We start from the raw sequence: 11,791 nt of genomic DNA, 5'->3' as shown, positions 1-11,791 counted from the left end.
CGCCTTTTTTCATGCAACGTTGCTAATTGAGCTTAGCGACGCTTTTTTGTCAGCTCGATAACTCGTAGCTGAGCAATGGCTTTAGCCAGTTCACTGGCCGCTTGTGCGAAGTCCATGTCACCATGCTGATTCTGGATTTGCTCCTCAGCGCGGCGTTTGGCTTCTTCTGCCTTCGCTGCGTCTAGCTCTTCACCACGGATAGCTGTATCAGCTAGTACAGTCGCTGTACCAGGCTGAACCTCTACCATACCACCAGAAACATAAATAATTTCTTCGTGGCCGTGCTGTTTCACAATACGCACCATACCAGGCTTGATAGCGGTCAGCAGCGGTGTGTGACCATGGAAAATACCAAGTTCACCTTCGCTACCGGTCACCTGAAACGTTTCAACACGACCAGAGAAGATTTTCTTCTCAGCGCTTACTACGTCTAGGTGAAAGGTTATTGCTGCCATATCGCCTCCTAGTTAGCCTTATAGCTTCTTCGCATTCTCAATAGCATCGTCGATGCTACCGCAGTACATAAATGCCTGCTCAGGAATGTCGTCGTATTCACCAGCTAGTAGACCTTTAAAGCCACGTAGAGTCTCTTTTAGAGGTACGTAAATACCAGGGTCACCTGTAAATACTTCTGCTACGTGGTAAGGCTGAGTTAGGAAACGCTCAATCTTACGTGCACGAGATACAACTTGCTTATCTTCTTCAGATAGCTCGTCCATACCTAGGATAGCAATGATATCTTTCAGCTCTTTGTAGCGCTGAAGAGTCTGCTGAACACCACGAGCAACTTCGTAGTGATCTTGACCAACGACTAGTGGATCAAGCATACGAGATGTTGAATCTAGCGGGTCGATCGCAGGGTATAGACCCATTGCAGCGATGTTACGGTTAAGTACAACCGTTGCATCCAAGTGCGCGAACGTTGTTGCTGGAGACGGGTCAGTCAAGTCATCCGCTGGTACGTATACCGCCTGTACAGACGTGATAGAACCTGATTTCGTTGACGTGATACGCTCCTGAAGTACACCCATCTCTTCTGCAAGAGTTGGCTGGTAACCTACCGCAGAAGGCATACGACCTAGTAGTGCTGATACCTCTGTACCTGCAAGTGTGTAACGGTAGATGTTATCAATGAACAGTAGTACGTCACGACCTTCGTCACGGAAACGCTCTGCCATTGTTAGACCAGTCAGTGCAACACGTAGACGGTTACCTGGTGGCTCGTTCATCTGACCGTAAACCATCGCTACTTTTGATTCTTCAGGCTTCTCAACGTTTACAACGCCCGCTTCCTGCATCTCGTAGTAGAAATCGTTACCTTCACGAGTACGCTCACCAACACCAGCAAATACTGATAGACCTGAGTGCTGTAGTGCGATGTTGTTGATAAGTTCCATCATGTTAACGGTCTTACCTACACCAGCACCACCGAATAGACCGATTTTACCACCCTTAGCGAATGGACAAATTAGGTCGATTACTTTAACGCCCGTTTCTAGAAGTGCAATTTCGTTTGATTGCTCTTCGTAGCTTGGTGCACTACGGTGGATAGAGTAAACCTCTTCCGCACCCACTTCACCACGCTCGTCAATCGCGTCACCTAGGACGTTCATGATACGACCTAGAGTTTTAGTACCTACTGGTACTGAAATTGGAGCGCCAGTGTTAACCACTTCTACTCCACGACGTAAACCATCAGAGCTACCCATTACGATACAACGAACTACGCCACCGCCTAGCTGTTGTTGAACTTCAAGAACTAGACGCTCTTTTGAGTCCGTTACGTTTAGAGCGTCATATACACTAGGTACATTGCTCTGTGGGAACTCTACGTCGACTACCGCACCGATGATCTGTACGATCTTACCTGTAGCCATCGTTAATCCTCTAAACTATTTCGTTTTACCTAAGCTTAAACCGCAGCTGCACCACCAACGATTTCTGATAGTTCTTGTGTAATCGCAGCCTGACGGGCTTTGTTGTACACAAGTTCCAAATCGTCAATCAAACTGGTTGCGTTATCCGTTGCAGCCTTCATCGCAATCATTCGAGCCGCTTGCTCACAAGCAAGGTTCTCAACCACACCTTGGTATACCTGAGACTCTACGTAACGCACTAATAGCGTATCCAGTAGAGGTTTTGGTTCAGGCTCATAGATGTAGTCCCATGAATGCTCACGCTGCATCTCTTCGCTGTCCGATTTAGGCAAAGGTAGCAATTGATCGATCGTTGGTTGCTGAACCATAGTATTAACAAACTTGTTGAATACTACATATAGACGGTCCAGTTCACCTTCATCGTATTTCTTCAGCATTACGCCAACAGAGCCGATTAGGTCTTGTAGGCTTGGATTATCTCCAAGACCAGAAACCTGTGCCGCAACTTTTGCGCCACCATGTTTAAAGAAAGCTGTTGCTTTTGAGCCAACAACGGCTAGCTCAATCTCAGCACCTTTCTCTCTCCATGCTTGCATGTCTGTAACGGCTTTTTTGAACACGTTAATGTTCAAACCACCACACAGACCACGGTCTGTCGAAACGATGATGTAACCAACACGTTTAGCTTCACGCTCTTCTAGGTACGGATGACGGTACTCTAGGTTTGCGTTAGCCACATGACCGATCACTTTACGCATTGTTTCAGCGTATGGACGAGAAGCTTCCATTGCATCTTGAGAACGACGCATTTTTGAAGCTGCTACCATTTCCATCGCTTTCGTAATTTTCTGAGTGCTTTTAACACTACCGATTTTATTACGTATCTCTTTTGCGCCGGCCATCGTTACTCTCCGTTAGTTGGTGGCAGAAACTGCCACCGACCTAATTACCAAGTTTGGGTTGCTTTGAAGTCGTCAGTCAGTTTCTTCAACTGAGCTTCGATTTCATCGTTGTAAGCGCCAGACTTGTCGATCTCAGCTGCTAGTTCAGCGTATTGACCGCGAGCGTACGATAGTAGAGCCGCCTCGAAATCTAGAACTTTGTTAAGTTCTACATCATCAAGGTAACCGCGCTCTGCCGCGAAGATAGTTAGGGCTTGGTCAAATACAGACATTGGAGCGTACTGCTTCTGCTTCATTAGTTCTGTAACTTTTTGACCATGGTCTAGCTGTTTCTTCGTTGCGTCATCAAGGTCAGAAGAGAACTGAGCAAATGCCGCTAGTTCACGGTATGCAGCTAGTGCTGTACGGATACCACCTGATAGTTTCTTGATGATTTTCGTCTGAGCTGAACCACCTACACGAGATACTGAGATACCAGGGTCAACAGCAGGACGAACACCAGCGTTGAATAGCTCAGTTTGTAGGAAGATCTGACCATCGGTAATCGAGATTACGTTAGTCGGTACGAATGCTGAAACGTCACCTGCTTGAGTTTCGATGATAGGAAGAGCAGTCAAAGAACCAGTCTTACCTTTCACTTCACCGTTAGTGAAACGCTCTACGTACTCTTCGTTTACACGAGCTGCACGCTCTAGTAGACGCGAGTGTAAGTAGAATACGTCACCTGGGAATGCCTCACGGCCTGGTGGACGTTTAAGTAGTAGAGAGATCTGACGGTAAGCTACCGCTTGCTTAGATAGATCATCGTAAACAATCAGTGCGTCTTCACCGCGATCGCGGAAGTATTCACCCATCGCACAACCTGCGTAAGGCGCTAGGTATTGAAGCGCTGCAGATTCAGAAGCTGATGCAACTACAACGATAGTATTTTGTAGTGCGCCGTGCTCTTCTAGTTTGCGAACAACGTTAGCGATAGTCGATGCTTTCTGACCGATTGCTACGTAGATAGAGAAAATACCAGAGTCTTTCTGGTTGATGATCGCGTCGATCGCCAGTGCTGTTTTACCAATCTGACGGTCACCGATGATAAGCTCACGCTGACCACGACCGATTGGGATCATTGAGTCAACTGACTTATAACCAGTTTGCACAGGTTGGTCTACCGATTTACGGTCGATTACACCTGGTGCGATCACTTCTACAGGCGAAGTCATTTTCGCTTCGATTGGACCTTTACCATCGATAGGCTCACCCAGCGTATTTACTACGCGGCCTAGTAGTTCTGGACCAACTGGCACTTCAAGAATGCGGCCAGTACCTGTAACTTTCATGCCTTCCTTAAGGTCAGCATATGGGCCCATTACAACCGCACCAACCGAGTCACGCTCAAGGTTAAGTGCCAGTGCATAACGGCCACCCGGTAATTCAATCATTTCACCTTGCATCACGTCCGCTAGGCCGTGGATGCGGATGATACCATCGCTTACCGATACGATAGTACCCTCGTTGCGAGCTTCACTAACAACTTCGAAAGATTCGATACGTTGTTTGATCAGATCGCTAATTTCCGTGGAATTAAGTTGCATGCTCCAATCCCCATTAAGACTGCAATGCATCGCTCAGGCGGTTCAAACGACCACGCGCTGAGTCATCGATGACTAGGTCTCCGGCTCGAATAATAACCCCACCAAGTAGGGTCTCATCTACACTGCAATTCAGCTTCACTTTGCGTTCAAGACGCTTTTCAAGTTTGCTGCCAATGTTTGCAAGTTGTTCATCAGAAAGCTCTGTTGCTGAAATTACTTCAACATCAATTTCTTTCTCATGTTCTTTTTTCAGAGTAAAAAACTCCGTGCAAACATCAGGAAGGGCCGCTAAACGACCATTCTCAGCCATTACCTTCAAAAGGTTTTGACCGTGCGCATCAACTTGTTCGCCGCAAACTGCAACAAAAATTTCTGCCATTTTGTCAGCAGAAACCGAACCCGTTAGTAGTTCGTTCATTTGTTCGTTTTTGGCCACTTCAGCAGCAAAAGATAACATTTGGCCCCATTGGTCCAACTGGTCTTTCTCTAAAGCAAAGTCGAAGGCTGCTTTAGCATAGGGGCGTGCGATAGTAGTCAAATCAGACATATGCGCCCCCAGACTTAAAGTTTTGCAGTAATGTTGTCGAGAATATCTTTTTGCGCATCTTTATCGATAGAACGCTCAAGGATTTTCTCAGCACCAGCTACAGCCAGAGTAGCAACTTGTTTGCGCAGCTCATCGCGTGCACGATTGCGTTCAGCTTCAAGTTCTGCTTCTGCTTGCGCTAGGATTTTCTGGCGTTCTGCCTGAGCTTCCTCGCGAGCTTCATCAAGAATTTGAGACTTACGTTTGTTCGCTTGTTCGATGATCTCAGTTGCTGTGCGCTTCGCTTCTTTCAATTGATCAGAAGCGTTGGCTTGTGCTAGATCCAAGTCTTTCGCAGCACGTTCTGCTGCTTGAAGACCATCAGCAATTTTCTTCTGACGCTCTTCGATCGCTTGCATCAATGGTGGCCATACATACTTCATGCAGAACCACACAAATAGTGCGAACGAGATTGCTTGACCTAGCAGAGTTGCGTTTATGTTCACAACAGCTACCCCTCTATTTGGACTTAGTGTTAATCAGTGACAAGCGATAATCGCCCGTCCCGAGTTAAAGGTGATTAACCTAGTTGACCAACGAATGGGTTTGCGAAAGTGAATAGTAGCGCGATTACGATACCGATCATTGGAACCGCATCAAGTAGACCCGCGATGATGAACATCTTAACTTGTAGCATAGGAGCCATTTCTGGTTGACGTGCAGCACCTTCTAGGAATTTACCACCTAGCAGTGCGAAACCAATCGCTGTACCAAGAGAAGCAAGACCGACGATAATACCTACGGCGATTGCAGAAAAGCTCAGTAAAGTTTCCATTACTATCTCCAATTTATAGTTGTTGGCTTAGTGCCCAAATAAAAAGCTTTAAAAAAATTAATGATCAGGATCTTCGTGTGCCATTGACAGGTAAACAATTGTCAACATCATGAATACGAAGGCTTGAATCGTAATAACCAAGATATGGAAGATTGCCCACGGTAGTGAACCCATCCATTGTAAGTACCATGGTAGCATTGCCGCACAAAGAATGAATACAACCTCACCCGCGAACATGTTACCGAATAGACGCATACCAAGTGATAGAGGTTTCGCTAATAGCGATACCACTTCAATTAGTAGGTTAAACGGAATCATCAGTGGGTGATTGAATGGATGTAGTGCAAGTTCTTTTGCGAATCCACCTAGACCTTTTACTTTGATGCTGTAGTAAATCATCAATGCAAAAACGCCTAGAGCCATAGCCATGGTGATATTCACATCAGCAGACGGTACAACCTTAAGGTAAGGAATACCTAGCCAATGCTCTGCTGGGTATGGTAAGAAGTCGATAGGAACTAAGTCCATCACGTTCATCAAAAATACCCAACAAAAGATAGTCAGTGCTAAAGGCGCGATCAGTGGGTTGCGTCCATGGAACGTGTCTTTGACGTTATCGGCGACAAATTCAACGATCATTTCTACAGCACACTGAAGCTTACCCGGTACACCCGCTGTTGTTCTCTTTGCTACTTTGTAAAAAATTCCGAGGAAGATTAAACCAGTAAACCAAGAAAAAAACAGGCTATCGATATGTACGTTCCAGAAACTTGTCTCCGACCCTACTAAACCCAACTTGTATAGCGATAGGTTAGAAAGGTGGTGGGCAATGTAACCGGACGATGTTAGCGCTTCACCTGGCGCAGCCATAACTCATCCTATTTTTTGTTGTTAATGAATAGCACTGGTGCACAGATATTAATACCTAGTACCAGCAAATAGGTTAGTTTGAGGGGAACAAGTTCCACCTGCATATACATGTAGGCAACATAGAACAGTGCAACCGTGATGAGAATTTTCAGTACTTCACCCGTATAGAAGGAAGCAGCGATGCGCTTGGCAGCGCGAGCTCCACTAAACATGAAAGCACACAGCGCGAATACTGCATTGGCAACAACAAAAATGCCTCCGCCAATCAGCGCTGAAAATCCCCAGTCAGGATTTATGGCTACCGCCATTCCTGCTGCCACAAAAATAACCGCGCCAGACTGGATCATTAACAATTGCCTTGCGAGCTCTCGTCCTGGTCTAGCTAACGCAGCTACCATGTATTCGTACCTCTAGTAATATCCACTTCGCACTTAACTCTCTGTGCTGGGAAATTGGCGAAAATTATACGTTCAGTTCAACGTAAAGCAATTCGATTGCATCAAAAACTTACAGTTTTGTTTACAAAACGACAACTTTCGCACAAAATTCGATTAATTAGATTAATTGACCTAAATCAATTATCTCATCTAGGCCTCAAGCTTGGCAATTAGTTGGTCCAATTTGTGAGGCTCATCAAGACTTATCGTCAATTTCGCTTTTCCGTTTGCAGAACGGGTAAGAGAAACTTTTGCATCAAGCAGCTGACTCAATTTATGCGACATTTGCTCGGCTTCGGTATCCTCTTGTTGCCCTTTTTGCTCATTTTGTGGGGCTAAGCACTTTTTTACTAACTGTTCGGTTTGGCGAACAGTCATTTGCTTCTTAGCCACTTGTTGAGCTACTTCGACTTGCTGTTCGCCTTCTAACGCTAACAGAGCTCGAGCATGACCCATTTCCAATTTTTTATCTGCAACCAGACCTTTTACATCAACTTCCAACTGATTCAGACGTAATAGGTTACTCACCGTCGTTCTTGATTTACCAATCACATCGGCCACTTGCTGATGTGTCAGCGTGAATTCATCTTGTAGACGCTCAAGCGCTTGGGCTTCCTCAATCACATTCAAGTCTTCACGTTGAATGTTTTCAATCAACGCCATGGCGATGGCGGCACGATCTTCAACTTTTTTCACCAAACACGGCACGCGTTTTAAACCCGCCTGCCTTGCAGCACGCCAGCGGCGCTCACCTGCGATGATCTCAAACTGACCATTTTCGACCTGGCGAACCACGATTGGTTGAATAATGCCTTGTGATTGAATCGAAGCCGCTAGTTCTTCTAGCGCTTCAGGCGCAATATCTTTACGCGGTTGGTATACGCCCGGCTGCAATTGACCAATCGCTAAATCGGTTAACTCACCGTCTGCCGATAATTCTTGGCTATGCGATGCAATATGCTGTTTTTCACGAGCAAACGAACTGGTCGACAATAACGCATCCAGTCCTTTTCCGAGACCACGCTTAGACATGGGATTGAATTCCTTAGGTTAGAGTTAAACTGGGATTTCTTCGCGGCGGAGCATTTCGCCCGCTAGAGCAAGATACGCTTTGGCACCTGCGGAGTACTTATCGTAGTACATTGCAGGCTTACCGTGACTTGGCGCTTCAGCCAAACGAACATTACGTGGAATGACAGTACGGTAAACTTTATTCCCAAAGTGTTTTTTAAGTTGATCGGATACTTCATTCGATAAGCGGTTGCGTGGGTCGTACATGGTACGTAGTAAGCCCTCAATTTTGAGGTTCTCATTGACCACGGCCGCTAACTTGCTGATTGTATCCATAAGAGCAGTTAAACCTTCTAACGCAAAGTATTCACATTGCATCGGCACCAGCACAGAGTCAGCTGCCGCCATCGCATTGATTGTAAGAAGGTTTAGAGAAGGAGGACAATCAATAAAGATGAAATCATAGTTATCGCGAACTGACGACAATGCATTTTTTAGACGCACTTCACGAGCGAAAACTTCCATCAATTTGATTTCTGCCGCGGTCACGTCTCCGTTCGCCGCGATCAAATCATACTTCCCTGTTGTTTGGGTACAAACGACTTGATCGAACGGTGTATCTTCAACCAAAAGATCGTATGCGGTGGCGTCGACCATATACTTATCCACGCCACTGGCCATCGTAGCATTGCCTTGCGGGTCGAGATCGATCACCAAAACCTTGCGCTTTGTTGCCGCCATCGAAGCCGCTAAGTTAATGCACGTTGTTGTTTTGCCGACCCCACCTTTCTGGTTGGCGATTGCTACAATTTTACCCACGATTACCTCGCTAATTTTCCTTGCGCGATAAGATTACTAGATGACGATCACCTTCCAACTCAGGAACAGCCAAAGATATGATCTCTGTCACACTGCACCATTCAGGAAGCTGATCCATTTCATCTTTAGGGTGCTGTCCTTTCAGCGCTAGAAACACCCCGTGCTCTTGTTTCGGCAAATGGTGGCACCATTCCACCATGTCTATCATTGAAGCAAAAGCTCGACTCAAAACGCCATCAAATTTTTCTTCAGGTTGGAATTCTTCGACACGACTTTGAATTGGTGTCACGTTTTTCAGCCCTAATGTGTGCACAACTTGCTTGATAAAACGGATGCGTTTGCCAAGACTGTCGAGCAAAAAGAAGGTTTTCTCAGGGTTCATGATTGCCAAAGGGATGCCCGGTAACCCCGGACCAGTACCAACATCAATGAAGCGCTCACCGGGCAGGTGTGCGCTTACAACGATACTATCAAGAATATGTTTCACTAACATATCAAGCGGATCACGTACCGATGTTAAATTGTACGCTTTGTTCCATTTGTCGAGCAGTTCGACATAACCAACTAACTGCTCTCGTTGCTGTTCTGACACTTCCAAATCGGTTTTCGCGATCAGTGAATCCAGCTTTGTTCGCAATGCGCTCATTATTCTTCCTCACCTTTCTTCAGCAAACCATGCTTTTTCAAGTGAACAAGTAGAATAGAAATTGCAGCAGGCGTAATACCAGAAATGCGTGATGCAATACCGATGCTCTCTGGTTTGGCCTCGCTCAGTTTAGCAACGACTTCGTTTGATAAACCTTTTACATCGCGGTAATCCAAATCAGCAGGTAACTTGGTATTTTCGTGACGCAGTGATTTTTCGATCTCTTCCTGCTGACGCTTGATGTAACCATCGTATTTCACTTGAATTTCAACTTGCTCAGCCGCTTGCTGATCTTCAAGAGCAGGAGCAAACGCTTCAAGTTGCGTCAGTTGTGAATAAGTGATCTCTGGACGACGCAGAAGATCCTCACCACTCGCTTCACGGGCCATTGGGGTTTTCAGCAGCTTGTTCAACTCATCAACACCCTCTGACTTCGGATTCATCCACGTTGCTTTCAAACGCTGACGCTCCGTTTCCATATTGTTGATTTTCTCGTTAAAGCGAGCCCAACGAACATCATCAATCAAGCCTAGCTCGCGCGCTTTTTCCGTTAAACGCAAATCGGCATTATCTTCACGAAGTAGCAGGCGATATTCCGCACGAGAAGTGAACATGCGGTACGGCTCTTTGGTACCCATGGTCGATAAGTCATCAATCAACACGCCCATGTAAGCTTGGTCACGACGTGGGCTCCAGCCTTCTTTGTCTTGGCTAAACAAGCTTGCGTTTAGGCCCGCCATCAAGCCTTGCGCTGCGGCTTCTTCGTAGCCAGTCGTACCATTAATCTGGCCAGCAAAGAACAAACCACGGATGAACTTCGTCTCGTACGTTTGCTTCAAATCACGTGGATCGAAGAAATCATATTCAATCGCATAACCTGGGCGAACGATGTGTGCATTTTCAAACCCTTTCATTGAGCGCACGATTTGTACTTGCACATCAAATGGCAAGCTGGTCGAGATACCATTAGGGTATAACTCGTGCGTGGTTAGGCCTTCTGGCTCAATGAATATTTGGTGGCTGTTTTTGTCAGCGAAACGCATCACTTTGTCTTCAATAGACGGACAGTAACGCGGACCAATACCTTCAATCACACCTGCGTACATTGGACTGCGATCCAAGTTACTGCGGATCACATCGTGAGTTTGTTCATTGGTGTGGGTGATGAAACATGGAATCTGACGCGGATGCTGTTCACGTTTGCCCATGAACGAGAATACAGGCGTTGGGTTATCACCGTGCTGAGCTTCTAGCACTGAAAAATCAACAGTACGAGCATCAATGCGCGGTGGAGTACCTGTTTTTAAACGATCCACACGGAACGGCAGTTCACGCAGTCGATCCGCTAATGCGATCGATGGTGGATCCCCGGCACGACCACCAGACGAGCTTTCCATACCTATGTGGATCTTACCACCAAGGAAGGTACCCACGGTTAGCACAACGGCTTTCGCATGGAAGCGAAGTCCCATTTGAGTTACCACACCAATTGCGCGATCTTGTTCAACAATCAGATCATCAACTGATTGCTGGAACAACGTTAAGTTAGGCGCATTTTCTAATGCATTACGAACGTACGCTTTGTACAGAGCGCGATCGGCTTGAGCTCGAGTTGCTCGTACTGCAGGACCTTTGGAGGCATTTAGTGTACGAAACTGAATACCTGCATGGTCGATGGCTTCAGCCATCAAACCGCCCATAGCATCTACTTCTTTTACTAAGTGACCTTTACCAATACCACCGATCGCCGGATTACAAGACATCTGGCCTAATGTATCGATGTTATGGGTAAGGAGAAGCGTTTTTTGTCCTGTGCGTGCAGATGCGAGCGCGGCTTCCGTTCCTGCGTGTCCGCCACCGACAACAATGACGTCAAAGTTTTCGTGATAAAGCATGAACTGACCTCAGGTATTCAAAGGGATTTAATGGGCAGATAAAGGAGCCGTATTTTACCTGCTTTATGCCAGAGAGAAAAACGTTTTCTCGTTTTATCCGTTTTAAGCTTCAAGATAAATATATATAAGATCTATATATATGATCTTTTATTAGATCTACTATTAGGATCGACCGTTTCTGTGGATAACCTAAAAATGATCAACAAGATCATGGATCTTCTTTGGATCATATCTTGTGATCATGATTGGATCAGATCGAGGATTACCTGGGATCAAAAGTGGTGGTTATACACAGGGGGTGAAATTGATCAAAGTTGTTATTGGGATAACTAAAGGAAAATCACTGGATCTTATTGTAGTTATCCACAGTCTGTTTGGTTGGTTTTT

Annotated in this window: 13 protein-coding genes; all 13 read right to left on the bottom strand. The window is 45.9% G+C overall.

Going from position 1 to position 11,791, the window contains the following annotated elements; genetic code table 11:
- Window positions 1–32: 32 nt before the first annotated feature.
- The 13 genes from R8N28_RS17370 to mnmG all read right to left on the bottom strand — a co-directional run bounded on the left by R8N28_RS17370 (window position 33) and on the right by mnmG (window position 11,404).
- Window positions 33–455 (bottom strand): F0F1 ATP synthase subunit epsilon, encoded by a 423-nt coding sequence (locus R8N28_RS17370; RefSeq protein WP_176319949.1) that lies wholly within the window; start codon window positions 453–455, stop codon window positions 33–35.
- A gap of 18 nt (window positions 456–473) precedes the next feature.
- Window positions 474–1,877: a F0F1 ATP synthase subunit beta gene (gene atpD / locus R8N28_RS17365; RefSeq protein WP_005383849.1), complete on the bottom strand. Its 1,404-nt coding sequence runs from the start codon at window positions 1,875–1,877 to the stop codon at window positions 474–476.
- Between the two features lie 35 nt (window positions 1,878–1,912).
- Complete coding sequence (gene atpG / locus R8N28_RS17360; protein ID WP_005378932.1) at window positions 1,913–2,779, bottom strand: F0F1 ATP synthase subunit gamma; 867 nt, start codon at window positions 2,777–2,779, stop codon at window positions 1,913–1,915.
- A gap of 44 nt (window positions 2,780–2,823) precedes the next feature.
- A complete protein-coding gene (atpA, locus tag R8N28_RS17355) occupies window positions 2,824–4,365 on the bottom strand; it encodes a F0F1 ATP synthase subunit alpha (RefSeq protein WP_005378931.1) in 1,542 nt (513 codons plus the stop codon).
- A gap of 13 nt (window positions 4,366–4,378) precedes the next feature.
- Window positions 4,379–4,912 (bottom strand): F0F1 ATP synthase subunit delta, encoded by a 534-nt coding sequence (gene atpH, locus R8N28_RS17350; RefSeq protein WP_017635596.1) that lies wholly within the window; start codon window positions 4,910–4,912, stop codon window positions 4,379–4,381.
- Between the two features lie 14 nt (window positions 4,913–4,926).
- The gene (gene atpF / locus R8N28_RS17345; protein WP_005378929.1) at window positions 4,927–5,397 is read right to left on the bottom strand and encodes a F0F1 ATP synthase subunit B; all 471 of its coding nucleotides are present in this window, start codon (window positions 5,395–5,397) and stop codon (window positions 4,927–4,929) included.
- 74 nt (window positions 5,398–5,471) lie between these two features.
- Window positions 5,472–5,726 carry a F0F1 ATP synthase subunit C gene (gene atpE, locus R8N28_RS17340; protein WP_002540812.1) on the bottom strand — a complete coding sequence of 85 codons (255 nt, stop codon included), beginning with the start codon at window positions 5,724–5,726 and terminating at the stop codon, window positions 5,472–5,474.
- Window positions 5,727–5,783: 57 nt separating this feature from the next.
- Window positions 5,784–6,596, bottom strand: coding sequence for a F0F1 ATP synthase subunit A (atpB, locus tag R8N28_RS17335; RefSeq protein ID WP_005378922.1), 813 nt, complete (start codon window positions 6,594–6,596; stop codon window positions 5,784–5,786).
- Window positions 6,597–6,604: 8 nt separating this feature from the next.
- The gene (locus tag R8N28_RS17330; RefSeq protein WP_005378921.1) at window positions 6,605–6,994 is read right to left on the bottom strand and encodes a F0F1 ATP synthase subunit I; all 390 of its coding nucleotides are present in this window, start codon (window positions 6,992–6,994) and stop codon (window positions 6,605–6,607) included.
- A 189-nt stretch (window positions 6,995–7,183) separates the two neighbouring features.
- On the bottom strand, window positions 7,184–8,065 hold the full coding sequence (locus R8N28_RS17325) for a ParB/RepB/Spo0J family partition protein (protein ID WP_262635475.1): 882 nt from the start codon (window positions 8,063–8,065) through the stop codon (window positions 7,184–7,186).
- A 24-nt stretch (window positions 8,066–8,089) separates the two neighbouring features.
- The gene (locus tag R8N28_RS17320; RefSeq protein WP_005383838.1) at window positions 8,090–8,863 is read right to left on the bottom strand and encodes a ParA family protein; all 774 of its coding nucleotides are present in this window, start codon (window positions 8,861–8,863) and stop codon (window positions 8,090–8,092) included.
- A 10-nt stretch (window positions 8,864–8,873) separates the two neighbouring features.
- Window positions 8,874–9,509, bottom strand: coding sequence for a 16S rRNA (guanine(527)-N(7))-methyltransferase RsmG (rsmG, locus tag R8N28_RS17315; RefSeq protein WP_130546159.1), 636 nt, complete (start codon window positions 9,507–9,509; stop codon window positions 8,874–8,876).
- Window positions 9,509–11,404: a tRNA uridine-5-carboxymethylaminomethyl(34) synthesis enzyme MnmG gene (gene mnmG, locus R8N28_RS17310; RefSeq protein WP_206960000.1), complete on the bottom strand. Its 1,896-nt coding sequence runs from the start codon at window positions 11,402–11,404 to the stop codon at window positions 9,509–9,511. The genes rsmG and mnmG overlap by 1 nt, the downstream gene beginning before the upstream one ends.
- Window positions 11,405–11,791: the final 387 nt, after the last annotated feature.

The sequence above is a fragment of the Vibrio sp. Vb1554 genome, assembly GCF_033344235.1.
The sequence above is the reverse complement of the archived record's forward strand: the minus strand, read 5'-3'. Positions and strand labels throughout refer to the sequence as shown.